We start from the raw sequence: 25,048 nt of genomic DNA, 5'->3' as shown, positions 1-25,048 counted from the left end.
TTATTAAATCTTCTTTAGAAATTAAATTCTAAAGAAGATTTTTTTACTATTGCAAAATTTAGTGATAATGATATAATGTTATTAAAATTAATAAAACAATGTTACGTTAATGGAGAAAAACTTTAGATAAATTCTAATTTTTTTTGAAATGCAATGTAACAATGTTACGGAGGTTGGCTAAATTGAAAAGTGATATGAATATAAATGGAACTGGAACTATAAATGAAGGAGAATATAATAAAATATCTATTGCAGGAGTTGGAAGGTTAAAAGGAAATGTGATAGCAAATTCTGTTTCTATATCAGGAACTTGTTCAGGAGAAGGAATTTTAAAATGCAAAGATATAGATATAAGTGGCTATATGCGTTATAAAGGTGAAGTACATTCTGATGGAAATTTAAATGTAAATGGATATATGAAAATTAAAGAAAATTTGTATTTTAATGAAGCTACTATATCAGGAAGTGTAAAGGCTTGTGAAGGAATTACGTTTAATAATGCATTTATAAGTGGATCTATAAGCAGTAAAAAAAATTGTGAAGGAACAAATTTTAAATGTAATGGAATGATAAATATAGATGGATTATTAAGTGCTGATAATATAAATATTACAATATATAAATCTGCAAATGTTAAAGAAATAGGGGGAGAAAATATTGATGTAAGAAGTGATAAAAAAATAAATAATATACCACTTGTAGGAAAATTTTTCTCTAACAGGCTTATTGCTGAAACTATAGATGGAGATTATGTTTATTTAGAAAATACTAGTGCAAAAAAAGTTTCAGGAAAAACTGTTGTAATAGGTAAAAATTGCAATATTGAAGAAGTTAATTATGAAGTTTCATTAGAAGTGAATGATAATAGTAAAGTTAATAAAAGAAATTTTAGTGGGAAAAAAGAGTTAAATTAAATAGATTGGAGATATAGAAATGAATAATATAAAAATAATGGGTGATGGGACTATTGGCAAAGGTGAATTTAATAATATAACTATTATGGGAAATGGTAAATTTTTAGATGCTATTAAAGCTAAAAAAATAAAAATTTTAGGAGAAGCAGAAGCTAGAGAATTTATAGAAACAGATAATTTAACTATTATGGGAGAATTTAAATCTTTAGACGATATAAAAATAAATGAAAAGTTAAGTGTTTCAGGTGATTCTTCATTCAAAAAAAGTGTAGAGGTTGGAGAAATATCAATAAAAGGTGATATGAAAATAAGCAATGATTTAAAAGTCAAAACTACTAATATATATGGAAGTTTAAAAGTAGATAATAATTGTGAAGCAGAAATTTTTAAATGTAAGGGAGAGGCTAATATAAAAGGATTATTAAATTGTGATGTTTTAAATATAGAATTATATAATTCTTGTACTATAAATGAAATAGGAGGCGAGAATATTACTGTAAAAAAACCAAATTTAATAAATTCTATTATGAGAAGAGAACATAAGTTATACAGCAATATAATAGAAGGAGATAACATAAATCTTACTAATGTAGAGTGTAAAATTGTAAGAGGAAAAGATATAGTTATAGGAAAAGGATGCAAAATAGAAAGAGTAGAATGTAGTGGAAAGTTAACAATAGATAAGAATAGTGAGGTAAAGTATAAATAATGGAAGAGAAATTAATATCAAAAAAAGAATTACTTCAAATAACTGATATTTCCTATGGACAACTATATAGATGGAAAAGAAAAAAAATAATACCAGAAGAATGGTTTATAAAAAAAAGTGTTAGTACAGGGCAAGAAACTTTCTTCCCAGAGGAAAAAATATTAGAGAGAATAAGAGAGATATTGAGATTAAAGGATACTGTATCTTTAGATGAACTTTCAGCTATGTTTTCAAATGAAATAAAAAAATGTGAGATTTCAAGAAAATATATTGTGGAAAATATTATTCCAGAATATATTTTAGAAATGTTTGAAAATAAATATAGTAAAAAAGAAAGATATAATAGTGATGAAGTTTTATTTATAGTTATATTTAAGAATATGCTTGAATCAGGAAGCTTTAATTTTGAAGAGATAATATCTTTAATAGAAAAAATAAAAGAAAATTTTTCAGTTATTAAAGATAATGAAATATTAATAATAAAAAGAAAATTAGGAGTATTATTCTATTATTTAACAGAAAGAGAAGAAGAAATAATAAAAGATGATGAAGCAAAAGTTTTATTAAAATTAAATTTTTTTGAGATAAAAAAATATATAAGTAGAATAATTTAAAAGAAGCTATTTGGCTTCTTTTTTATTATTAAAAGATAAATTTTGTTTATAAAGTATAAATAAAAACTTTTTTATTTTACATGATTTTGAAAAAATGAACCGGTACAATTTTAACTATAAATATGAATAAAAAGTTAAGGCAAATGTTATTAATTAATTTTAAAAATAGCTTGAATTAAGAAGAATTAGTATATAAAAAGATTATTTTAACAAACTACAAATGTAAAAAAAATATGACCAATATTTGATGACATTGAAAAAAAGCATTTATACATATATAGTTATTTTAGAAGAAATTAGGAGGCAAGAGAGATGGAACGCAGTAGTGAACATAAAAAGATAGTAGGTCTTATATTTACAGCACTTATGATAGCATTAATTTTTATTGCTGGTAGTATAGTAAAGATACCAACTTTAAATGGTTTTATACAACCAGGAGATTGTATGGTTTTAGCAGGTGCAGTTTTATTAGGAAAGAAAAAAGGATTTATAGCAGCTGCTATTGGAATGGCTTTAGTAGATGTTGCTGCTGGATATGTAATATGGGCACCTTTTACTTTTATAATAAAAGGTCTTATGGCATTAACTGTAGCAAGTATATTAGAAAAAGTTGAGAAGAAGAGTATTAAAAAATATATAGGTGCATTTATAGTAGGTGCAATAGTAAATTTAATTGGTTATTTCATAGGAAATGCAATAATGGGTGGAATAATTACAGGAGCTTCAGTAGGGTTTGTTGGAAGTATACTTTATGCAGCATCTCATTTTGTAGGAGATTTATCAGAAGTTGTTGTTGGAATAATAATAGCTATTCCTTTAGCACCAATTGCACAAAAAGCAAGAATTAAATTTTTAAGCTAAATATAGATTTTAGAATATAATGGTTTTTATTCTATTTATCTACATATTGTATTTTAAAATAATATTTAGTAAAATAGTATTAAAGATGAAAAATATATTTATGATATATTTTTCATCTTTTCTATTATATAGAAATATACTATAAAATAGAAAGTGTTAATATGAAGAGTCTTAAATTAATAATTTGAAAAAAATATAGATAATATAGCTAAAATGTTATAAATATATCTAAATAGTTATTGTTTTTAATAAAAAACAAACTTTAATATGAAAGATTGACGAATAAAATTTACTAAGATATAATAACTATCGACATTGAAAAATTTAACAATAAATTAAGAGTTAAAAGTATATTAATATTTGGAAAAATTTTTTTAGTAAAAAGTTTAGTAATATCAAGTTTTATATTTAGTATTTCTAGTTTGAGAAATGGATAATATAGTAACTTTAGCTTATATACTTAATTAGATAGGTTTAGTAATATTAAGAATTTTTTAATAAAAATACAATTAAGCATGTGAAAAAAGTTATGAAAATTATAAAATGAAAGGATTTGAGGTTAGTTTTGAAAGAAAAAATTACACTTTACGGTTTTAACAATCTAACTAAAACTTTAAGTTTTAATATTTATGATGTTTGTTATGCCAAAACTGAAAAAGAAAAAGAAGATTATATAAAATATATTGATGAGCAATATAATTCTGAACGTTTAACTAAAATTTTATGTGATGTAACAGAAATTATAGGAGCCCATGTTTTAAATATTTCAAAACAAGATTATGAGCCTCAAGGGGCTAGTGTAAATGTACTAATTACTGAAGAGGCTTTACCAGTAGCGGTTATAGATCCTTCATGTAATAAAGGAGAATTTTCATATATGGCATTAAGAGATAGTGTTATGGGACATTTAGATAAAAGTCACTTAACAGTTCATACATATCCAGAATGTCATCCAAATAATGATATAACAACCTTTAGAGTAGATATTGATGTTTCAACTTGTGGGAAAATATCTCCTTTAAATGCATTAAATTATTTAATATCAAGTTTTGATTCAGATGTTATAACAATTGATTATAAAGTCAGAGGATTTACAAGAGATATTGCAGGAAGAAAATATTATATAGATCATGAAATAAGATCAATTCAAGATTATATAGATGAAGATACACTTAAAAATTATGATTGTATAGATATGAATGTTTATCAAGCAAATATGTTCCATACAAAAATGATGGTAAATGAAATTAAATTAAATAATTATTTATTTAATTCAGATCAATTTGAGTTATCACCAAATGAAAGAAGAGAAATAAGAGACAGGTTATCAAAAGAAATGATAGAAATTTATGGTGGAGTAAATATCTATTAAGGAGGAATGAAATATGGAAAATAAATCTCCTCAAAATAAAGCACCAATTTATGAAGCACTAAAATGGTATAAAAATCAGAGAATAGTTCCTTTTGATGTTCCAGGACATAAACAAGGAAGAGGAAATAAACAATTAAAAGAATTTTTAGGAGAAGATTGTCTTTCAGTAGATGTAAATTCAATGAAACCTTTAGACAATCTTTGTCATCCAACTAGTGTTATAAAAGAAGCAGAAGAACTTGCAGCAGAAGCTTTTGGAGCAGATAGTGCATTCTTTATGGTAAATGGAACTACATCTGCAGTTCAAGCAATGATTATGAGCGTTTGTAAAGAAGGGGATAAGATAATTATGCCAAGAAATGTTCATAGATCAGCTATAAATTCACTTATATTAATAGGAGCAAATCCTATATATATAAATCCAGGAATTCATAAGAGGCTTGGAATATCTCTTGGAATGTCTTTAAAAGATATAGAAGAGGCAATAAAAGAACATCCAGATGCAAAAGCAGTTTTTGTAAATAATCCAACTTATTATGGAATATGTTCAGATTTAAGAGAAATTGTTAAACTTGCACATAGTCATGGAATGTATGTATTAGTAGATGAAGCACATGGAACTCATTTTTATTTTGATAAAAGACTTCCTGTATCAGCTATGGAAGCAGGAGCAGATATGGCAGCAGTAAGTATTCATAAAACAGGAGGATCTCTTACTCAAAGTTCAATGCTTCTTATGAAAAATGAAAAGATAAATCCACACTATGTAAGAACAATAATAAATTTAACTCAAACTACTAGTGGTTCTTATCTTCTTTTATCTTCACTTGATATTGCAAGAAGAAATTTAGCACTTCATGGAGAAGAAATATTTGAAGAAGTAGTATCTATTGCAGAATATGCAAGAAGTGAAATAAATAAAATTGGAGGATACTATGCTTTTTCAAAGGAAATAGTAAATGGAGATAATGTATTTGATTTTGATATAACTAAGTTGACTGTAAATACACTTGATGTAGGACTTGCAGGAATAGAGGCTTATGATATATTAAGAGATGATTATGGAATTCAAATTGAACTTGGAGATATAGGAAATATTTTATCTATTATATCAGTAGGAGATACAAGATATAACATAGAGAGACTTGTATCTGCATTAAGTGAAATAAAAAGAATTCATACAAAGGATAAAAAAGGTATATTTGACCATGAATATATAAATCCTATTGTTAAAAAATCACCTAAAGAAGCATTTTATGCAGAAAAGGAAAGTATTCTTATTTCAGAAAGTGAAGGAAGAATTACAGGTGAATTTGTTATGTGCTATCCTCCAGGAATACCTATACTTGCACCTGGTGAACTTATAACTAAAGAAGCTATAGAATGTATATTAGCTTCTAAGGAAAAAGGAAGCCTAATTACAGGGCCAGAGGATATGGATATAAATGAAATACAAGTTTTAAAATAAAATTTTAAGGAGTGAATTATTATGGAATTATGGTACACAGAAGAGCATACACCAGAAGCTCGTTTTTCAATAAAGGTAGATGAACAATTATATAGTGGTAAAAGTGAATTTCAAAGAATAGATGTATTTAAATCAAAAGAATTTGGAACTTTCTTTACTCTTGATGGATTAATGATGGTTACTGAAAAAGATGAATTTATATATCATGATATGATAGTACACGTACCAATGGCAACTAATCCAAATATCAAAAATGTTCTTGTTATAGGAGCTGGAGATGGTGGAACAGTAAGAGAACTTACTAGATATAGTTCAATTGAAAAAATTGATATGGTTGAAATAGATAAATTAGTTGTGGATGTATGTAAAAAATTCATACCACAAACAGCTGAAAAATTAGATGATCCTAGAGTTACTTTATATTTTGAAGATGGATTAAAATTTGTAAGATCAGTAGAAAATAAATATGACTTAATAATAGTTGATTCAACTGACCCATTTGGACCAGGAGAAGGATTATTTACAAGAGAATTTTATGGAAACTGTTTTAAAGCATTAAAAGAAGATGGAATACTTGTTAACCAACATGAAAGTCCATATTATGAAGCATATGCTAAATCAATGAAGAGAGCACATAAGAGAATTAAAGAATGCTTCCCAGTTTGTAGAGTATATCAAGCTCATATTCCAACTTATCCATCAGGACATTGGTTATTTGGATTTGCTTCAAAAAAATATGATCCTTTAAAAGCTGATGTGGAAAAATGGAATGATTTAGGATTAAAAACTAAGTATTATAATACAGATTTACACAGAGGATGCTTCGCACTACCAAACTATGTTAAAGAAATGTTAGAAAGCGTACATGAATAGAAATATAGAAACTTTCATTGGGTGCGAATGTGAATATAGCGAAGCAACTACAGTAGTGTTTGGAGCACCTTTTGATGGAACAACTTCTTTTAGACCAGGAACTAGATTTGCAAGTAAAGTAATGAGAAGCGAATCTTATGGTCTTGAAAGCTATAGTCCATATCAAGATGTAGATCTTTATGATCTTTCCATATATGATGGAGGAGATTTAGATATACCATTTGGAAATACAACTAAAGCTTTAGATATGATAGAGGAATATACAGCTAAAGTTTTAAATGATGGAAAAACTCCACTTATGATAGGTGGAGAGCACTTAGTAACTTTAGGTGCATTTAAATCTATATTTAATAAATATCCAGATGTACATGTAATACATTTTGATGCTCATACAGACTTAAGAGATGATTACTTAGGAGAAAAATTATCACATGCTTCAGTTATTCGTAGAGTATGGGATTTAGTAGGAGATAATAGAATATTCCAATTTGGTATTCGTTCAGGAGAAAGAGATGAATTTTATTGGGCAAAAGATCATATGTATACTAATAAATTCAATCTAGATAATTTAGATAAAGTGGTAGAAAAAATTAAAGATAAGCCAGTTTATATTACAATAGATTTAGATGTTCTTGATCCATCAATATTTCCTGGGACAGGAACTCCAGAAGCTGGAGGAATAACATTTAAGGAACTTATGAATGGAATACTTGAATTTAGAAAATTAAATAATATAGTTGGAATAGATATAAACGAATTATCCCCACAATATGATACATCAGGTACTTCAACAGCAGTTGCATGTAAAGTATTAAGAGAAATGCTTATAGTAGCAAATAAATAAAGAAATTAGAGTATATTATCTTTAGATAATATACTCTTTTTTATAAAACAAATTTAAAAGTAATATTTTATGGAATTATTTTTGATATAATTAGTAAAAGAATTTATAGAGATAATAAATGAAAGTGAGATTAAACAAAAATATGGAAAAGTTTAAATCAGAAATTTTGAAAGTAGAAGGTAAAGATGCATCATATATAAAAATACCTTTTAATGTAGAGGAAAAATATAATGCAAAAAGAGTAAAAGTAAAAGCAACTTTTGATGGTATAGAATATAAGGGGTCAATTGTTAAAATGGGAGGAGACTGCCACATTTTAGGTATAACGAAAGCTATAAGAAAGAGTTTAAATAAAACTTTTGGTGATATTATAGATGTGACAATAGAAGAAGATAAAGAAGAAAGAATAATTGAAATGCCAAAAGAATTTAAAGAACTTTTAGAAAAAGAGACAAAGGCAAAAGAATTTTTTGAAACATTATCTTATAGTAATAAAAGAAAATATTTTCTTTGGATAACAGGTGCAAAGAAAAAGAAAACAAAAATTAAAAGAATTAATGAAGCAATATTAAAACTAACTAGTAATATAAAAATTAAATGATAATGGAGGGATTAAATTGAATATAAAAGTACAGCTTAAAAATAAAGAAAAAAATACATTAGAAAATGGAGTTATAAGACTTGTAAAAAATGATGAATTAGATAAAGTTATGGATTTACAAGATAAAGTTATAGAATGGCTTCCCAATAAAGATTTATATTATCCAACATCAAGGGAATCAATTATGAGATTCACAGGAGAAATGGGAGAGATTGTTGGATGTTTTAATGAAAATAATGAACTTATAGGTATGGGAGTATACTGTAAATTAGGAAAAGATAAAGAAAATTACGGTTATGATATAAATATAAGTGGAGATGACTTATTAAAAGTAGCTCAAGTAGAATCAACTATAGTTCATAAAGCTTATAGAGGAAATAAATTGCAAGTAAAAATATGTGGAATTATAGAAGACTTAGCTAAGAAAGAAAATATGAATTTAATTATGTCTACAGTATCTCCTGATAATCCTCATAGTTTAAATAGTTTTATAAAAATAGAATATAAAATTGAAAAAGAAAAAGAAAAATATGGTGGATTAAGAAGATGTATATTATCTAAGAAATTATAATTTATGTTAGGAAGTTAGAAAATAAAGATTATAGAAAATTTTAATAAAAATTATATTTATAAATACAAAAAAGCACTCAATTTGAGTGCTTTTTAAATTGGATAAATTAAGCTCTGTTAACTGATCCGAATAATACCATTTTTTCTTTAACGATATCTTTGATAGCTTCAAATCCAGGAGCAAGAAGTTTTCTTGGATCGAATCCTTTTCCTTCTAAATCTTTGCCAGCTTCAATGTATTTTCTTGTTGCAGCAGCGAATACTAATTGACATTCAGTATTAACGTTGATTTTAGCAACTCCTAATGATATAGCTTTTTTAATCATATCATCTGGGATTCCAGTACCACCGTGTAAAACTAAAGGCATGTTTCCAGTAGCTTCGTTGATTCTAGCTAATGCTTCGAAATCTAATCCAGCCCAGTTTGCAGGGTATTGTCCATGGATGTTTCCAATACCAGCAGCTAACATTGAAACTCCTAAATCAGCTATTTGTTTACATTCGTTAGCATCTGCTATTTCTCCAGCACCGATAACTCCGTCTTCTTCTCCACCGATTGATCCAACTTCTGCTTCTAAAGATAATCCTTTAGCATTAGTAATGTTGATTAATTCAGTAGTTTTTTCAATGTTTTCTTCTATTGCATAATGTGATCCATCAAACATGATTGATGAGAATCCAGCTTCAATAGCTTTTTTAGCTCCTTCGTAGCTACCGTGATCTAAGTGTAAAGCAACAGGAACTGTTATATTTAATTCTTCTATCATAGCAGAAACCATAGCGGCAACTGTTTTATATCCTGTCATATATTTTCCTGCACCTTCTGAAACTCCTAAGATAACAGGTGAGTTATTTTCTTGAGCAGTTAAAAGTATAGCTTTAGTCCATTCTAAGTTGTTGATATTGAATTGACCAACAGCATACTTACCTTCTCTAGCTTTTTGTAACATTTCTTTTGCTGAAACTAACATGTACAAAACCTCCATATACTATAAATTGTTTTTAATTTGAGAATTAGATGCTTTTTACATATATTTCTCTCTAATTTAGTATACCCCAAAAAGTAAAATATGCAAAGAGAAATAAGGAAAAATGTATAAAAAACTAAGCTTTTAATACGTTTTTTTATATCAAAACTTTATATAAAAATAAATTTATAAAAATAAATTATTTTATCTTGAATTTTTAGTTAATATAGGAAAAAATAAAAATTATAAAAGCTAGTGATTAAATTTAATCACTAGCTTTTAAGCTTGTATTTGGTGTAAAGAGGTTGTATTTATATATTAATCTTCGTAAAGATATTTTCTAGTCATTGGAAGATCGTTATTAGTTCCTTTTGAGAATAAGATTTGGTGAATATCTATAGTCCAGTAGTGGAATCCAGCAGCACATGCAGCTAAATATACTCTCCACATTCTTATAAATCTTTGATCAAACATTTTTTCAACTTTATCAATGTTATTTTCAAAGTTTTCTAACCAATGCATAAGAGTTTTCATATAATGACGTCTTAAACTTTCAATATCTATTGTTCTAAAGTCAAGTTCAGCAGCAATATTAAGTTCTTCTCTTAATGTTGGTAAGTATCCACCTGGGAAGATATACTTAGTTATCCATCCATTTCCTACAACTTCAACAGGATTAGTTATGTTGTGAAGTAAGAATAATCCACCTTTTTTAAGAACTGCTTGAATATTTTCAAAGTAAAGTGGTAAATTATTATGACCAACGTGTTCAGCCATACCAACACTTACAATTCTATCAAATTCAAGTCCACTTTTCTTAAGATCTCTGTAGTCCATTAATTTAACTTCAACTAAATCTTCAAGACCTAAAGTTTTTATTCTTTCATTTGCTTTTTTGTATTGTTCTTCACTTAAAGTTATTCCTAAACCTTTTACTTTATAAAGTTTAGCAGCTTCTATTAAAAGGTATCCCCATCCACAACCAACATCAAGAAGAGTTTGACCTTCTTCAAGATTTAATTTTTTTAGGATGTAATGGATTTTATTCATCTGGGCATCATAAAGAGAGTCATCTTCATTTTTAAAATATCCACATGAATAACTTAAAGTTTCGTCTAACCAAATGCTATAGAAATCATTACCTATATCATAGTGGCTAGCTATATCAGATTTTGATTTTGATCTTGAGTTTGAAGCTATTTTACCAACGAATTTTAAAAGAGTACTTTCATTTAAGAAACTTTCGCTTCTTCTCATCATACTTTCAAAAATTTCTTGTAAATTTCCTTCAAGTTCTATTTTACCATCCATATAAGCTTCTCCAAGAGCTATACTTGCATCAGCTAAAAGTTCTTTTTTTGAAGGGAATTCATTTATAATAACTTTGAATTTAGGATCTCCTTCACCATAATTTATTTCTTCTCCATCCCAAAGTTTTAAAGTGAAAGGCATATCACTTAAGTTCTTACAGAATTTTTTTACAATCGCTTTATCCATTGCCATTTTATTCACCTCTTGTTTAAATTTAAATCTATCTTTATCTATAATAAGATTATTGACTTATCACAGAAAGATTATACCGTTATATAAAAGATTAATTAAAACAAAAAAATAGATAAAAATAGTCGTTAAATCCATTTTTATCAATAAAATTGGCATAATACTTTAAAATACATAGAAATTCTAGTATTTACTATATAATATGAAGTTTATTCTGTATATAAAGTTAGAGTTTTCAATGGGTTAGATAGAGCTAGAAAAATAAAAATTCAATTGATAATTTTTAATGAATAAAATTACTAAAATAAAGCTTTTAACTTTAAATATGAATAATATATATATATTATTTCTTATATTAAAATAAATAGAAAATTATTTTTAATTTTGACAGTTATATATAATTTGTAATTATCTTGATTTTCAGAGTTATAAAAAATAGATTTATTTAAAAAAAGTTCATAAAATATTATGTGTTTAAATTAAAAATAACCTTAATGAATTATATAATTCATTAAGGTTATATAAACTATCTATATTTGTTTAATTCTTCTTCTAAACTGGATTCTTCAAGTGCTTTAAATTCATCTTCAAGAGATGGAGTTTTTAAAGACTCAAGGCCTTCGGCATAGCTTTCTTTTTTAGCTATTTTTCTTTCAATATCATCTAAATTTATTGAATTATCTTTACTTTTAACATTAGCCATGATTTCATTTATTTGCTTTGAAGCATTAGCAGTATTAAGTCTAGCAACTGCTTCATCTCTATAGCTTCTAGTTTTATCTAGTTCCTCTTGTAAAGAAGAAAGATTTTGTTTTAATGTATCAGCTTTCTTTTCTAATGATTCATAAGAAGTTTTTAAACTTTCATATTTTTTATCTGAATCTAATTTTAATTTAAGAGCTTTTTTTGCTAGTTCTTCATTTCCTTTAGACATAGCTAATCTAACTTTACTATCATAATCATTAGAAGCTTCTTTAGCCTCATTCATTTCTTTTTCAATTGCTTTTAAGTTCCCAAAAATTTGGGCAGAAGAAATTTTAGCTTTATTTAAAGACTCTTCCATATCTCTGATTTTTTGATCTAATAATTCAATTGGATTCTCCATTTCATCAAGAGCTGAATTAGCCTTAGCTTTTACCATATTTGAAATTCTATTAAATATACTCATTTAATATTCCTCCTTTTTATAAGATTATAATACAAATTTTATAAAAATCTATATATACATTTATAATTTACATATTAGTAATAACTAAAGAAAGAAGAAATAAAATAATAAGATTATTATTATAATTACTGCTAATACAGAAATTATTTTAAAGAAATGTGATCCGCCTAAAAAAGTAAAATGTCTGTGTGATCTGTAGCCAGGCATTCCAAAATTAAACATTGGCATACTTGAGTGATGCCTTCTAATATTACCAAAAATATTAAATCCACTACTAGAATTATTGTTGTTATTACTATTACTACTACTATTGTTACTATAATTAGATTCATTGTAATTGTTAGAATTTCCACTAGGTCCAGAATTACTATATTTATTAGAAGTACTAAAGTTAGAGTTAGATCTTCCACTAAAATTTTCAGATTCGTTGTTATAAGATGAACTATACTTATTAGAAGTGCTAAAATTAGAATTTGACCTATTTGAAGAAAGAAATCCTACGCTTGTGCTAGATGAACCTTCATCTTCATTACTATAGTTAGATGAACTATAACTTGAGCTAGTACCAAAACTAAAAGCATAAGTGTTTGTCCACTTAAATGAAGAGAAAATTCCTATACAAAAAACAAATATGATAGCTAGTTTAATAAATAAATTAGTTTTGCGCTTCATTATGTATTTGCCTCCATATTTTTTTAAACTAAATTAATGATAAAGTTTTTTCAAGTAAAATACAAATTAAATTATATTTAATTAAATAAAATTTAATTTGGCTTGTAGAAAAATATAATAAATTAGAATAAAATATTTAAGAGGTGATTTTATGAATAGTACAGTAGCTAAAGAATACATACAAAAAGAAAAGAAAACATATGGTAGAGTTTTTTCAGATATAACTTTTGCTTTAGATGATATTAATGATTTTAAAGAAGGAACAGATATAGAAAATAGATATTTTTTCAAAAATATTAAGTTATTAGATAAATATATGACTATGGTACAAAATGCTGAAACAGAGATTTCAAAAAAGAAAAAAGTACTTTTTGTAGAAAAAGACTTATTAAGTTCTGAGCAAATTCAAAGTTTAATAAATGGACTAGAGTTATATAAAGATAGTTATAAAAAGAATTTAAATAAATTAGTTAAATGTAGTAGTTGTAAATGTCTAAAATGTATGATTGAATGTCCATTTAAAAGTTGTATGGCTTGTAGTGAAATAGGAAAAGTAACAGATTGTGATAAGAAAACATATAATTTTATACTTTTTACAAATTATATGACTAGACTTTATAATAGCGAAACTAGAAGTTATGATACCATTAAAGTTTTAGCACAAGTAAGTTTTAATGATGATCCTTATGATTATAGAGTTTTAAATTCTAATGGAGAATATTTAATATTAAAATACAAAAATAATATGGGGAAAGAAGAGTATAATGCTGTAGAAGATAAATATAAGTTTAATTTTGTTGCTAATTTATATGAAAAAAATGTAGGAGAATAATTAAGTGTATAAAAATATTATAAAAATTACAAAAAATTAATTAAATATTGACTAAATGTATTAAAATTTTAACTTTTTTTATAAGTATAAATAGTAGAATTATGTCATAAGGAAGACTAGACGGAGGGGAATAATAGTGGCTAGATATAAAAAAAGAAAAAATGTAAATTTTAAAGTAGTAGTGATAGGGGTAGTTATCGCGTTAGTAGTTATAATAGGAGGAGTTATGCATTTTGTAGAAGCAAAAGCTAAGGACAAGCCTATAGATAATACTAAAACTTTAGAAAATAATCAAAATGTTCAAAATCAAGATCAAAAATCACAAAATAAAGAAGTTGTTACTGAAAATAAATATGGATATCCAGAACAAGGATCAAATATAATAGAAAGTGCAAAAAGTTATGCAGTTCCAGCAAATCAAGTATTTACAATGTTAAATTCAAAAGCAAGAGTAAATAATGAAAAAGAGGTATTTTTAACATTTGATGATGGACCAAGTCAAAATACTCCTAAAATATTAAAGATACTTAAACAATATGGAGTACATGCAACATTCTTTGCTTTAGGAAGTAATTTAGAAAATTCAAGTGAAAATAGAGAATACTTAAAAGAGATATATGAAAGTGGAAATGCTATAGCAAACCATACATACTCACATAATTTCCATAAATTATATCCATCAAATAACGTAAATGTAAATGTATTTATGAAAGAAATATCAGAAACTGATAAAATAATGAGAAATATCTTAGGGGATAACTTTAATACAAGAGTTTTAAGAATGCCTGGAGGATATATGTCAAGAGTTTATTATCATGACAAAAACTTAAATGCTTTAAAAGAAGCTTTAAAGGAAACAGGAGTAGTTTCAATTGATTGGGATGCTGAAACTGGAGATGCAACAGGAAATGGAATTGCACCAAATAGACTTATAAATACAGCAATTAAAGAATCTGCAAATAAAGAACATGTTGTTTTATTAATGCACGATGCAGCAGCTAAAAAAACAACTGTTGAAGCATTACCAAAATTAATAGAGTATTATAAAAATCAAGGATATGCATTTAAAGTAATATCAAATCCAGAACAAACAAATCAAGAACAAACAAATTCAGAACAATAAAAAAATAGGCACTAAGTAGTGCCTATTTTTTTATTGTTGTTTTGTTTCTTCCCAAGCTTTAACAAATTCTTCAAGAATATTATGTAATACATTACCTATTTTTGAGTAAGCATTATCATTTAAGTTTGCTAATGATATTCGTATAGACCATTCAGGACCTTGGAATCCACTACCACTTAAAAGAACTATTGAAGATTCTTGTGCTAATCTGTAAAGTATATGAGATGGTTTATGATACTTTTGAAGATAAGCTGCAAATTCTGATCCATAGTATTTATTTGCCCATTCTAAAAGATCGAATTGAGTATAATATGCTGCATCATATTTATTTTTTGGTAATTCTAAATCAAGACCTTCAAAAAGAAGCTTTTGTCTATGATGACATATATCTATTGTTTTATTTTTATATCTATTTGCTTTATCAAGTAATGCAAACATACAGAAAAATGCCATTTGAACTTGTTGTGGAGTAGAAAGTCCAGCAGTATGATTTAATGCTACCTGTCTACTATCAGCAACTATTCTATCTATAAATGGAACTGTTGAAGGGTCTTTGCACATATCACCATATCTTCTGTTTAGAGTTTCTTTATGCTCTGAAGGAAGTTCCCTTATTAATTTATCTAAAATATTTTTTTCGTGTAAAGCTATTGTTCCAAGTCTCCAACCTGTAACACCAAAATATTTAGAGAATGAATAAACACCAATTGTATTATATGGAAGATCATTCATAAGTGAACGAAAACCTTCTACAAATGTTCCATAAACATCATCAGAAATTATTATTAAATTTGGATTATATTCTTGAACTATAGAAACTATATGGTTTCTACATCTATCGCTAAGTGCAATTGATGGAGGATTACTTGGATTAACTATAAATAAAGCTTTTATATTAGGGTCTTTAAGTTTATCTAATTCTTCTTTTGGGTATTGCCAAGTATGTACTCCAGATGTACTTTCTTCACTAGCTTGGATCTTTACAACATTTAAATTGTAATTTGGTAAAATAGGAATTTCTAAGTATGGAGTAAAAATAGGTGTCATAATAGCTATAGTATCTCCTTCATTTAAAAGATGGTTAACTTTTAAAGAATCAAAAAGATAGCACATAGCAGCAGTAGCACCTTCAACTGCATAAATATTAAATTTATCATCTTTTTCATTTCTATATTTCATTTCTTGAATAAGATAGTCATGAACTATTTGTTCTATATGATTTAACATTCTATCTGGGAAAGGATAGTTATCTCCAATAATTCCATCAGCTAATTCAAAAACCCAATCATCAGGAGTGAATCCCTTATTATTTATTCCGTATTCAATCATATCTTTTAAAAGTTCAATTCCAGGCATATTAGGATTTTCCTTAATATAATTTAAAAATCTTTCATAGATTCCAGATTTGCTAGGCATACCAGCTAAATCCCAGTTTTGCCATGTTCTTTGAGTTTCTTCAACTGCGAATTGTCCAAATGTAAAAAATGCTTGACGAGGAGTAGCACAAGTCCAGTTAGGATTACCTCTACCAGCATCTAATAAAGTACGAGCTCCTTTTTCTTCAGTAGCAAGACTTATTAATTTGTTTTTAAATTCAAACGGACTAATTTTACCGTATATTTTCTCAATTTCTTCACGTTGAATATTTCTATCCATTCTGCACCTCCGAAAAATTTATATTTTTATACAAATATAAACAAATTTTTAATAAGCATAATTACAATTATACTATATATTTCCTTAATAAGATAAAATAAAGCTTTATAATAGTGTTAATTTTTTTTTACTTTTTTATTATAAAATTTGAAAAAATATAAAAGGTTACTTTTGTATTTAAAGTAACCTTTTATAAATTTTAGATATTATTTATTATTTAATATATTAGATATATCAGTATTATTGTAAGGTGAATTTGGATATTTATTTTGAAGCTGATTTGCATAGTTTTGAGCTTCCTTAACATATCCTTGAGCATAGTAATATTTAGCTAATACATAAAGACATCCTGAATTATAAATATCATCATTAGGGAAGTTCTTTAAGTAAAGTTTATAATATTCTACAGCCTTTTGATGATCACCAAGGCCAGAATATGAAGCACCAATAAAGTAAGTTAAATGAGGTGCTAAGTAATTATTTTGTGCAAATTTAAGTCCTTTTTGGAATGAATCTATAGCTTGTTGATATTGTTTTTGGTTATAGTAATTCATACCTTGATCATAGAAGTATTGTACACCATTTTCATCCATAGCTTTTAAACCAGCTTGATATGAAGCTTGTTCAGCTTGAGGGATTTTATTTTCAGGAGCTTGAGTTAATAAAGCATAAAGCTTTGGATAGTTTTGGTTATTTATTGCTGTTTGTACATCTGAATTAAAGTTTGACCAATCTATTTTAGGAACCTCAACTTTTGGTTTTTCAGAAGCTGGTTTTGAAGGACTATTTTTATAAATAGCAACTCCACCTCCAATAACGATAACAGCAGCTACAATTACAGCAACAATTTTTTTATTAAAACTATTTTTAGCATTGCAGTGTTTTTCAACTCTAGTTCTTTTTAATTCATTAGAAGATTCTCTTTTAATGACATCAACTTTAGGTTCAGAATCACTTGGAACTTCTTCTTTTTTAACATCATTATTAATTTTTTCTTCTTTTACAGGAGATGCTTCTTCTTTTTTAACATCTTCTGTAAAAGATGGAACTTTTTCTTCAACAGATTCTTTTTCAACAGGAGTTACTTCATTAATAGTAACATTTTCTGAAGGAGTTACTGTTTTTTCAACTTCAGGCTCTTTTTCTATAATTTTATCTTTTTCTGAAACTTCATTTTTAGATAAATCTTCTTTAGAAGAATTAGAAGAATCTTTAGTTTCTACAGATTCTGATTTAGAATTACTTGAAGTAACTTTTATTGATTCGTCTTTAACTGTTTCATCATTTTTATTTTTTTCTTTTTCTTCTTTTTTGTTACTTTCATTTTCTGTTTTTTCTTTATTTTCAATAGGTTCTTGTTCTTTGTTTTCTGTTTTTTCTTCTTCTTTTTTAGATTCTCTATATGCATCTATTATTAATCTTTTATATTCTTCATCTTCAGAGTAAATGCTTGTATAGCTTAAAGCCATTTCTTTAACTCCGCTATCAATTCTAGCTAAATGTTTTTTAGCTAACTCATTATTATTATATTCCGCATTTATTTTCCAAGTTATTATAGCATCATCTATTCTTCCACATTTAAATAATACTTCACCTTCTAAAGTTAATGCGTCCTCATTGTTATATTCTTTATTTAAAACTTTACTACAAATTTTTAATGCTTCTTTATATTTACCCTGTTCATAGTATTCAAATGCTTTTTGTAATTTTTTATTCGAAAATTCCATACGTCCTCCTTAAAGTTAAAGACTTTTATCTTAACTATTTTATTACTTTTTTAAGTCAAAATTATTTCAAAATAATTTCTTAATAAAAAAGTAACAATAATTTTTAGTGAATTTATAACTAAAAGCAGAAAAAATTTAGAAAGCATAGATAAACTGTATGTTTTCTAAAGGTTTTCTTTAGTATAAATTTATTTATAAAACAACTTTTAGATAGATTCTATCAGATATATATGAATATAATATGAACAAACAGGATATTAAGAAATTATAATATAAAGCTAGAGATAGATTATAAAACATAATATAAATGAAGTAAAAGGTTATTAATATAATAACATTAAATTTTACTTAAAAATGTATAGCAAAGTAAAATAATATAGAAGTAGAAAAATTTTTATGTTATAATCGTATATGTTATTCTTTAATATATGGAGGATTAATTATATGAAACACATAAAAACTATAAACAAAACAAACATAAAGAACAGCTTAAAGAAGCCAGGTTGTAAAGAGTGTGCTAACTCATGTCAATCAGCTTGTAAAACTTCATGCACAGTTGCTAACTTAGAGTGTGAAGCTTAATTAATTTAGCAGTAACTTTTAAAAAGTTACTGCTTATTTTAAGAAATTTATTGTTTAAAAGTTTTATTAGTCAACTCTATTACGAAAAATTTTAATATATACTGAAATGTTTTATAAATTAGGAGGAGTTTAAAAATGTCATTAATTCATAAATTTAAACAAGGAGACGAATTCTTTGTTTTAGATGTTAATACAGGAGCAGTTCACGTTGTAGACGAGCTAGTTTATGATATTGTTGAAGAAAAAAAATTAGAAACTAAAGAAGAAGTTTTAAAAAAATTAAGTGGAAAATATGACGAAGCAGAAATCGCTGAAGCATATGATGAATTAAAAGAACTTGTAAAAGAAGGAGTTCTTTATTCAATGGATATGTATGAAGATATAGCTCACAGCTCTATGGATGATAGAGACTACATAAAAGCTGTTTGTTTAAACATCATTCATTCATGTAACTTAAGATGTAAATATTGTTTTGCAGATGAAGGAGAATATAACGGACATAAAGGAGTTATGGACTTAGAAACTGCTAAAAAAGCTTTAGAATATGTAGTTAGAAGAAGTGGACCAAGAAGAAACGTAGAAGTAGATTTATTTGGTGGAGAACCAACTATGATCTGGGATACTGTAAAAGAAATAATAGCTTATGCTAGAGAAAACGAAGAAAAATGGAATAAGAATATTAGATTTACAATGACTACAAATGCTACTCTTCTTGATGAAGAAAAAATGGACTTCATAGATAAAGAAATGGGTAATATAATCCTTTCATTAGATGGAAGACCAGAAGTTAATGATAAGGTTAGAATAAGAATAGATGGTAAGGGTTCACATGATCAAATTCTACCTAAGATTAAACAAATGGTAGAAAAAAGAGATAAGAGCAAACATTTCTGTGTAAGAGGAACATTTACTGCAGAAAACTTAGATTTCTTTAAAGATGCTATGTATATGGCAGATCAAGGATTCAAAGAAATTTCAATAGAACCAGTAGTTCTTGAAAAGGGACATCCTCTTGCATTAAAAGAAGAGCATTTAGAAGAAATATTTGAAAACTATGATAAGCTTTTTGATGAAATGGCTAGAAGAAAGAGAGAAGGAGATGAATTTAACTTCTATCACTTCAACATAGATCTTCAAGGTGGACCATGTGTCTATAAGAGAATTTCAGGGTGTGGAGCAGGATTTGAATATGTTGCTATAACTCCTCAAGGAGATGTTTATCCATGTCACCAATTTGTTGGTAAAGAAGAATTTAAACTAGGATCAATATTTGATGATACTTATGATGCAGAAATGGGTAAAACATTTAAAAAAGCTCATATATACAATAAACCACAATGTAAAGATTGTTGGGCAAAATTCTACTGTAGTGGTGGATGTCAATCAAATAACTTCGCATTTAATGGTGACATAAAAATACCATATGAAATTGGATGTAAAATGCAAAAGAAGAGAATTGAATGTGCTATTGCATTAAAGGCTGTTGAATAAAAATTTTTATATAGTATATAATTTAGGTGAAGCTTTTGCTTCACCTATTTTTATTTTAAGGAAAGGATTATTTAAAATTGTTTAGATAAAAGGTGAAATATATATGCAAGAACATATTTTTGCGAATGGGTTAAAGCTTGTTTATAAAAAAAGAGAAACAAATCTTACATCAGTTTGTATTTCAATAAATGCTGGAGCTGATATGGAAGAAGAATTGTATGGATTAGCTCATGCAACAGAACATATGATTTTTAAAGAAACTAAAAATAGAAAAGAAAATGAAATAAATCGTGATTTAAGTAAGGTGTTTGGATTTAATAATGCTATGACAAACTATCCTTATGTAATATATTATGGAACATTATTAGAAGAAGACTTTGAAACAGGAATAAAAATATTCTCAGATATTTTATTAAATCCTGTATTTCCTGAAAATGGTTTTAAAGAGGAAATGGACGTTATAAAAGAAGAGTTAAGAGAATGGGATGAAGAATTAGAACAATTCGTAGAAGATAAACAATTTCTTAATACATTTGAGGAAAGAAGAATAAAATATCCTATTATAGGAAGAATGGAAGATTTAGAAAAAATAACATTAGATGATATAAAAGATTTTTATGATAAACTTTATTTTCCAGGAAATACCACTATTTCGGTTGTAAGTAATATGGACTTTGACGAAGTAAAATATAAAGTTTGGAAAATTTTTAGAGAGTGGGAAGGACGAGAAAATGTAAAATTAAAAAAGCCAGAATACAAAACTTTTAAAGAAGGCGTATATAGAGATTTTAGAGATGGAATATCTTCTGCAAAAATCCAATTTATTTTTCCAATAGAAGATTTAAATGAAGATGAAATAAAAGTTTTAAAAGTTTTTAATGAGCTTTTTAGTAATGGAATAAATTCAGTATTATTTAATAAACTTAGAACTGAAAGAGGGCTTATATATGATGTTATTCCTAAGATATCAAATGAAAAGAGTATAAAGCTTTATAAAATAATATTAGGAACTTCAAATAATAACATAGATAAAGCTATAGAAATAGTAAATGAAGCTATAGATGAAATTGGAGATATAATAGATAATCTTTCAGAAGAAAATATAGATGATTTAATAAAAGGATTTAAGTTAAAAAGACTATTTAGAGAAGAACAAAGTATTATTTTAGCAAAAGAATTGTCAACTTATGATACTATGCATGGTGATTATAAAATATATTTAAATGAAGATGTTTTATTAGATTTTATAACTAAAGAACATTTAAAAGAACTAGTATCAAAACTTTTTAGTAAAAAAAGTATTCAAATAATTCAAAGTAAAAATTAGGAGATGAGAATTAATGGAGGGAAGAATTCCAATTCTTGAAGAAATAATAAAATATAATAAAGAAGAAAACTTAATATTATCTATGCCAGGTAATAAATGTGGTAAAGCCTTTTTAAAAGATTATGTTGGAAGAGAATTCTTTGAAAAAATGGGAAGTTTAGATATTACAGAAGTAGAACCATTAGATAACTTACATCATCCTGAAGGAATAATAAAAGAAGCTACTGAGCTTTTAAAAAAATATTATGATTGTAAAAAAGCTTATTTTAGTTTAAATGGTAGTACAGGAGCAAATATAATATCTATATTTTCTGCATTTGATGAAGGTGATGAAGTATTAGTGGAAAGAAATTGTCACAGGTCAATTTATAATGCTTTAATTTTAAAGAAATTAAAAGTTTCATATATAAAAGGAATAGTAGATAAAGAAAGAGATATTTTTCTTCCACCTACAATAAAAGATATAGAAATAGCATTAGAGAAAAATAAAAATGTAAAAGGTGTTATTTTAACATATCCAAATTATTTTGGAGTTAGTTATGAAATAGAAGAACTTATATTAGAACTTAAAAAGAAAAATATAAAAACTATTATAGATTCAGCTCATGGAGCACATTATAATTGCACAAATAAATTACCTAAAAGTTTAACTTCTATAGCAGATTATGTAATATTAAGTGCTCATAAGACAATACCTTCTTTAACACAAGCTGGATATCTAATTGTAAATGATGATAATCCAAAAGTTGATTTTTATTTTAGCGCTCTTACAACAACATCACCTTCATATATTTTAATGGCATCTCTAGATTATGGAAGACATTATATGGAGGTTTATGGAGAAAAGGATTATGAAGAATTAATATTAAGATGTGAAAAATGGAGAGAGTGTATAGAAAAAATAGAAGGTATACATATTTATTCAGAAGAGGATTTATATAAAGGATACAGCATAGATAAGACAAGATATGTAATAATTTTAGAAAAAGAATATTCAGGTGAAAAACTTTTAGAATATTTAAGAAAAGAAAAAATTCAATGTGAAATGAGCTTTAGTAGAGGAGTTGTATTAATATTTTCTACATTTAATACAGATGAAGACTTTGAAAAAGTATATATAGCTTTAAAGAATTTAAATTTAGAAGAAATAAAATCTGATTCTATTATAAATAGTAGATTTATTGAAGAAATACCAGAAAAGAAATATGAGCCTTATGAAATTTTAGATAAAGAATTTATAGAAATGACTATAGATGAAAAATTAATTGGAAAAATTTCTAAAGAACATATAGTTCCTTATCCACCAGGAATTCCTTTATTATGTCCTGGTGAAATAATAAATAATGAGATATTAAATATAATAAAAGATTGTATAAAGAAAAATATAGATATAATAGGCTTAGAAGATAATAAGATAAAAATTATAAAATAAATACAATTAGGAAACATAAAGGTTATTTACTCATATATTATATAGAATAAAGTTTTACTAAGGATATAAAAAAATTTTACCAAGGAAAAGGAGAAACCGATTATGAGTATGAATATTAAACCTAATTGTAATATAAAAAAATGTGCTAAATTAGAACGTTGTGCTATAGAATTAGCTGCAAGAACTATGAAATTACAAGTATGTATAACTGAGAAGTTAGAAGAATCAAAAAAATTAAGATGTAAAGCACAAGAATTAAGAAAGAAAGCTGATTGTATAGATGCTAAAGCTAATGAATTATGTAGAGAAGCAAAAGAATTAAGCCAAAGATTAGAAAGAGAATTAAAGAGAGCAAATGCATTCATGATAAAAGCTATTGAATGTTATAGAGAAAATAATACAATAAATATTTGCCCTTGTACAGATGACTCTGATGATGATTGTGATTGCTTCGATTTTGATCATGATTGTAAATGGAATGATGATTGCAACTGGCACAAAGATGACTGTAATTGGCATAAAGATGATTGTGATTGCAAAAATCATTATGAATGGAATGACAACTGCAATGGATGCAGAGATAAAAACTGGTAATATTAAACTAGTGCTATTCTAATTAAATAATTCCCTGTTAAATAGATAAATAAAATCCCACTAAAATCTATTTAACAGGGGATTTTTTATTTATTTCTAAAATCATCTACAATATTTAAATTCCATTCTCTTGCTAAATTTAATGCTATATTTAAAGATTCTGATCCTAAGTTATTTGGATTATGAGCATCAGCAGAAATTATAACTGGTAAATTTTCTTTACTTACTTTTTCAAAGAATTTTTTATTAGGATATGGATATCTTATTCCATCAGGATATTCTTTAAGCCCTCTATTTATACCATTTGCATTAAGTTCTAATATAATATTATTTTTTTTTGCAGCATTAACTATTATATCACAGGCTTTATTACAATTTTCATCCCAAGCAAATGGATTTAATAAAACTAAATCTGGATGAGCTAAAATAGGAAAATATCCTGTTTCTAAAGCTTCACTTATAGATTCAGCGTAAAGAACATAATCATCTGTGTTATTTAATTCGAAATTATTTATAAGCTTTCCTTTATGAGGGGTAACATGCTGACCTAAAAGGAGATAATCAAATTTTTCTAAAAGTTTTTCATAATATGAATGTACAGATTTATCATATTCTATTTCTAATCCTATTAAAATTTCTATTTCATTTTTATACTTTTTTTTAAGATTGTTAATAGATGAATAATACTCATCTAATTCATTATATTTCATTCTAAGACCAAGTCTATTATCAGGGTAAGGTGCATGGTCACTAAAGCCTAAAGTCTTATATCCAAGCTCTATTGCTTTTAATACATATTCTTCATCAGAGCCACTTGCATGAAGACATCTTGTAGTATGAGTATGAAAATTAGTTTTTATAGACATATATATACACTTCCTTTAAAAAAATAATAATTTATAAATATATGGTATCAAAATTTAATAAAAAAAACTATTGAATTTATATTTATATAAGAATATAATAGAGAAAAATAAAAAGGAAAAAAATAGAGATTAGAAAAAGTAAAAAGGAAATTATCTTTTAGAGAGCTAAGGTTTGGTGGGACTTAGTAGATAATCTTTTGAAGGCAGTCTATGAATTTTTTTACTGAGAACTAAGTTTTAATACTTAAATAGGTAAAAACGAATTCCAAACGTTATATTGGATA

At 26.0% G+C, this 25,048-nt stretch carries 24 protein-coding genes and 1 other annotated feature (1 of these 25 cut by a window edge); of the genes, 17 read left to right on the top strand and 7 right to left on the bottom strand.

From position 1 onward, the window contains the following. The first annotated feature begins 182 nt into the window (after positions 1–182). From HMPREF1092_RS07940 to HMPREF1092_RS07895, 10 genes are all read left to right on the top strand, one after another. A complete protein-coding gene (locus HMPREF1092_RS07940) occupies positions 183–914 on the top strand; it encodes a hypothetical protein (RefSeq protein ID WP_002598136.1) in 732 nt (243 codons plus the stop codon). A 19-nt stretch (positions 915–933) separates the two neighbouring features. Then, positions 934–1,623 (top strand): hypothetical protein, encoded by a 690-nt coding sequence (locus HMPREF1092_RS07935; protein WP_002598135.1) that lies wholly within the window; start codon positions 934–936, stop codon positions 1,621–1,623. Further along, positions 1,623–2,237: a DUF4004 family protein gene (locus HMPREF1092_RS07930; RefSeq protein ID WP_002598134.1), complete on the top strand. Its 615-nt coding sequence runs from the start codon at positions 1,623–1,625 to the stop codon at positions 2,235–2,237. Before HMPREF1092_RS07935 ends, HMPREF1092_RS07930 begins: the two co-directional genes overlap by 1 nt. Positions 2,238–2,549: 312 nt before the next feature. Next, the gene (locus HMPREF1092_RS07925; protein WP_002598133.1) at positions 2,550–3,098 is read left to right on the top strand and encodes an ECF transporter S component; all 549 of its coding nucleotides are present in this window, start codon (positions 2,550–2,552) and stop codon (positions 3,096–3,098) included. A gap of 553 nt (positions 3,099–3,651) precedes the next feature. Then, positions 3,652–4,470: an adenosylmethionine decarboxylase gene (gene speD / locus HMPREF1092_RS07920; RefSeq protein ID WP_186003710.1), complete on the top strand. Its 819-nt coding sequence runs from the start codon at positions 3,652–3,654 to the stop codon at positions 4,468–4,470. Positions 4,471–4,483: 13 nt separating this feature from the next. After that, on the top strand, positions 4,484–5,938 hold the full coding sequence (locus HMPREF1092_RS07915) for an aminotransferase class I/II-fold pyridoxal phosphate-dependent enzyme (RefSeq protein ID WP_002598131.1): 1,455 nt from the start codon (positions 4,484–4,486) through the stop codon (positions 5,936–5,938). Between the two features lie 21 nt (positions 5,939–5,959). Next, entirely contained in the window at positions 5,960–6,811 is an 852-nt protein-coding gene (gene speE, locus HMPREF1092_RS07910) for a polyamine aminopropyltransferase (protein WP_002598130.1), read from the top strand. Further along, on the top strand, positions 6,804–7,655 hold the full coding sequence (speB, locus tag HMPREF1092_RS07905; RefSeq protein WP_002598129.1) for an agmatinase: 852 nt from the start codon (positions 6,804–6,806) through the stop codon (positions 7,653–7,655). Before speE ends, speB begins: the two co-directional genes overlap by 8 nt. 118 nt (positions 7,656–7,773) lie before the next feature. Beyond that, positions 7,774–8,256 carry a YdeI/OmpD-associated family protein gene (locus tag HMPREF1092_RS07900; RefSeq protein ID WP_002598128.1) on the top strand — a complete coding sequence of 161 codons (483 nt, stop codon included), beginning with the start codon at positions 7,774–7,776 and terminating at the stop codon, positions 8,254–8,256. 16 nt (positions 8,257–8,272) lie between these two features. Then, a complete protein-coding gene (locus HMPREF1092_RS07895; protein WP_002598127.1) occupies positions 8,273–8,827 on the top strand; it encodes a GNAT family N-acetyltransferase in 555 nt (184 codons plus the stop codon). 106 nt (positions 8,828–8,933) lie between these two features. Here HMPREF1092_RS07895 and fba read toward each other — a convergent pair whose 3' ends face one another. From fba to HMPREF1092_RS16470, 4 genes are all read right to left on the bottom strand, one after another. Beyond that, positions 8,934–9,797: a class II fructose-1,6-bisphosphate aldolase gene (gene fba / locus HMPREF1092_RS07890; RefSeq protein WP_002598126.1), complete on the bottom strand. Its 864-nt coding sequence runs from the start codon at positions 9,795–9,797 to the stop codon at positions 8,934–8,936. 315 nt (positions 9,798–10,112) lie between these two features. Continuing rightward, positions 10,113–11,297 (bottom strand): SAM-dependent methyltransferase, encoded by a 1,185-nt coding sequence (locus tag HMPREF1092_RS07885; protein ID WP_002598125.1) that lies wholly within the window; start codon positions 11,295–11,297, stop codon positions 10,113–10,115. A gap of 523 nt (positions 11,298–11,820) precedes the next feature. After that, positions 11,821–12,462: a PspA/IM30 family protein gene (locus tag HMPREF1092_RS07880; protein ID WP_002598124.1), complete on the bottom strand. Its 642-nt coding sequence runs from the start codon at positions 12,460–12,462 to the stop codon at positions 11,821–11,823. A gap of 84 nt (positions 12,463–12,546) precedes the next feature. Continuing rightward, on the bottom strand, positions 12,547–13,134 hold the full coding sequence (locus HMPREF1092_RS16470; RefSeq protein WP_002598123.1) for a hypothetical protein: 588 nt from the start codon (positions 13,132–13,134) through the stop codon (positions 12,547–12,549). A 151-nt stretch (positions 13,135–13,285) separates the two neighbouring features. Here HMPREF1092_RS16470 and HMPREF1092_RS07870 point away from each other — a divergent pair, with 151 nt between their 5' ends. Beyond that, the gene (locus HMPREF1092_RS07870) at positions 13,286–13,966 is read left to right on the top strand and encodes a hypothetical protein (protein WP_002598122.1); all 681 of its coding nucleotides are present in this window, start codon (positions 13,286–13,288) and stop codon (positions 13,964–13,966) included. Positions 13,967–14,102: 136 nt separating this feature from the next. Further along, on the top strand, positions 14,103–15,089 hold the full coding sequence (locus tag HMPREF1092_RS07865; RefSeq protein WP_002598121.1) for a polysaccharide deacetylase family protein: 987 nt from the start codon (positions 14,103–14,105) through the stop codon (positions 15,087–15,089). A 30-nt stretch (positions 15,090–15,119) separates the two neighbouring features. Here HMPREF1092_RS07865 and aspD read toward each other — a convergent pair whose 3' ends face one another. Both aspD and HMPREF1092_RS07855 read right to left on the bottom strand, forming a co-directional pair. Continuing rightward, positions 15,120–16,745: an aspartate 4-decarboxylase gene (gene aspD, locus HMPREF1092_RS07860; protein ID WP_002598120.1), complete on the bottom strand. Its 1,626-nt coding sequence runs from the start codon at positions 16,743–16,745 to the stop codon at positions 15,120–15,122. Between the two features lie 206 nt (positions 16,746–16,951). Next, a complete protein-coding gene (locus HMPREF1092_RS07855; RefSeq protein ID WP_002598119.1) occupies positions 16,952–18,472 on the bottom strand; it encodes a tetratricopeptide repeat protein in 1,521 nt (506 codons plus the stop codon). Between the two features lie 444 nt (positions 18,473–18,916). Between HMPREF1092_RS07855 and scfA the strand changes: the two genes are divergently transcribed. The 5 genes from scfA to HMPREF1092_RS07830 all read left to right on the top strand — a co-directional run bounded on the left by scfA (position 18,917) and on the right by HMPREF1092_RS07830 (position 23,898). Beyond that, a complete protein-coding gene (gene scfA / locus HMPREF1092_RS07850; protein ID WP_002598118.1) occupies positions 18,917–19,054 on the top strand; it encodes a six-cysteine ranthipeptide SCIFF in 138 nt (45 codons plus the stop codon). A 135-nt stretch (positions 19,055–19,189) separates the two neighbouring features. Then, a complete protein-coding gene (gene scfB, locus HMPREF1092_RS07845) occupies positions 19,190–20,545 on the top strand; it encodes a thioether cross-link-forming SCIFF peptide maturase (RefSeq protein ID WP_002598117.1) in 1,356 nt (451 codons plus the stop codon). Between the two features lie 103 nt (positions 20,546–20,648). Beyond that, positions 20,649–21,872 carry a M16 family metallopeptidase gene (locus HMPREF1092_RS07840; protein ID WP_002598116.1) on the top strand — a complete coding sequence of 408 codons (1,224 nt, stop codon included), beginning with the start codon at positions 20,649–20,651 and terminating at the stop codon, positions 21,870–21,872. 13 nt (positions 21,873–21,885) lie between these two features. After that, a complete protein-coding gene (locus HMPREF1092_RS07835; RefSeq protein ID WP_002598115.1) occupies positions 21,886–23,304 on the top strand; it encodes an aminotransferase class I/II-fold pyridoxal phosphate-dependent enzyme in 1,419 nt (472 codons plus the stop codon). Between the two features lie 102 nt (positions 23,305–23,406). Then, the gene (locus tag HMPREF1092_RS07830) at positions 23,407–23,898 is read left to right on the top strand and encodes a hypothetical protein (protein WP_002598114.1); all 492 of its coding nucleotides are present in this window, start codon (positions 23,407–23,409) and stop codon (positions 23,896–23,898) included. 86 nt (positions 23,899–23,984) lie between these two features. On the opposite strand, the gene HMPREF1092_RS07825 is transcribed toward HMPREF1092_RS07830, so the two are convergent. Further along, a complete protein-coding gene (locus tag HMPREF1092_RS07825) occupies positions 23,985–24,764 on the bottom strand; it encodes a histidinol-phosphatase (RefSeq protein WP_002598113.1) in 780 nt (259 codons plus the stop codon). Between the two features lie 116 nt (positions 24,765–24,880). Next, positions 24,881–25,048 (top strand) — a binding site (T-box leader) (it continues 63 nt past the right edge of the window).

This window comes from Clostridium thermobutyricum (assembly GCF_000371465.1).
GTDB classification, from domain to species: domain Bacteria; phylum Bacillota; class Clostridia; order Clostridiales; family Clostridiaceae; genus Clostridium; species Clostridium thermobutyricum.
The sequence above is the reverse complement of the archived record's forward strand: the minus strand, read 5'-3'. Positions and strand labels throughout refer to the sequence as shown.

What these genes read in the sequence shown, in the direction of transcription:
- HMPREF1092_RS07840 (WP_002598116.1), top strand. Translation starts at nt 20,649, where the DNA reads ATGCAAGAACATATTTTTGCGAATGGGTTAAAGCTTGTTTATAAAAAA.
- HMPREF1092_RS07855 (WP_002598119.1), bottom strand. Translation starts at nt 18,472, where the DNA reads ATGGAATTTTCGAATAAAAAATTACAAAAAGCATTTGAATACTATGAA.
- HMPREF1092_RS07835 (WP_002598115.1), top strand. Translation starts at nt 21,886, where the DNA reads ATGGAGGGAAGAATTCCAATTCTTGAAGAAATAATAAAATATAATAAA.
- HMPREF1092_RS07925 (WP_002598133.1), top strand. Translation starts at nt 2,550, where the DNA reads ATGGAACGCAGTAGTGAACATAAAAAGATAGTAGGTCTTATATTTACA.
- aspD (WP_002598120.1), bottom strand. Translation starts at nt 16,745, where the DNA reads ATGGATAGAAATATTCAACGTGAAGAAATTGAGAAAATATACGGTAAA.
- scfB (WP_002598117.1), top strand. Translation starts at nt 19,190, where the DNA reads ATGTCATTAATTCATAAATTTAAACAAGGAGACGAATTCTTTGTTTTA.
- HMPREF1092_RS16470 (WP_002598123.1), bottom strand. Translation starts at nt 13,134, where the DNA reads ATGAAGCGCAAAACTAATTTATTTATTAAACTAGCTATCATATTTGTT.
- fba (WP_002598126.1), bottom strand. Translation starts at nt 9,797, where the DNA reads ATGTTAGTTTCAGCAAAAGAAATGTTACAAAAAGCTAGAGAAGGTAAG.
- HMPREF1092_RS07825 (WP_002598113.1), bottom strand. Translation starts at nt 24,764, where the DNA reads ATGTCTATAAAAACTAATTTTCATACTCATACTACAAGATGTCTTCAT.
- HMPREF1092_RS07880 (WP_002598124.1), bottom strand. Translation starts at nt 12,462, where the DNA reads ATGAGTATATTTAATAGAATTTCAAATATGGTAAAAGCTAAGGCTAAT.
- HMPREF1092_RS07885 (WP_002598125.1), bottom strand. Translation starts at nt 11,297, where the DNA reads ATGGCAATGGATAAAGCGATTGTAAAAAAATTCTGTAAGAACTTAAGT.
- scfA (WP_002598118.1), top strand. Translation starts at nt 18,917, where the DNA reads ATGAAACACATAAAAACTATAAACAAAACAAACATAAAGAACAGCTTA.
- HMPREF1092_RS07830 (WP_002598114.1), top strand. Translation starts at nt 23,407, where the DNA reads ATGAGTATGAATATTAAACCTAATTGTAATATAAAAAAATGTGCTAAA.
- HMPREF1092_RS07935 (WP_002598135.1), top strand. Translation starts at nt 934, where the DNA reads ATGAATAATATAAAAATAATGGGTGATGGGACTATTGGCAAAGGTGAA.
- HMPREF1092_RS07930 (WP_002598134.1), top strand. Translation starts at nt 1,623, where the DNA reads ATGGAAGAGAAATTAATATCAAAAAAAGAATTACTTCAAATAACTGAT.
- HMPREF1092_RS07870 (WP_002598122.1), top strand. Translation starts at nt 13,286, where the DNA reads ATGAATAGTACAGTAGCTAAAGAATACATACAAAAAGAAAAGAAAACA.
- HMPREF1092_RS07915 (WP_002598131.1), top strand. Translation starts at nt 4,484, where the DNA reads ATGGAAAATAAATCTCCTCAAAATAAAGCACCAATTTATGAAGCACTA.
- speE (WP_002598130.1), top strand. Translation starts at nt 5,960, where the DNA reads ATGGAATTATGGTACACAGAAGAGCATACACCAGAAGCTCGTTTTTCA.
- speB (WP_002598129.1), top strand. Translation starts at nt 6,804, where the DNA reads ATGAATAGAAATATAGAAACTTTCATTGGGTGCGAATGTGAATATAGC.
- HMPREF1092_RS07900 (WP_002598128.1), top strand. Translation starts at nt 7,774, where the DNA reads ATGAAAGTGAGATTAAACAAAAATATGGAAAAGTTTAAATCAGAAATT.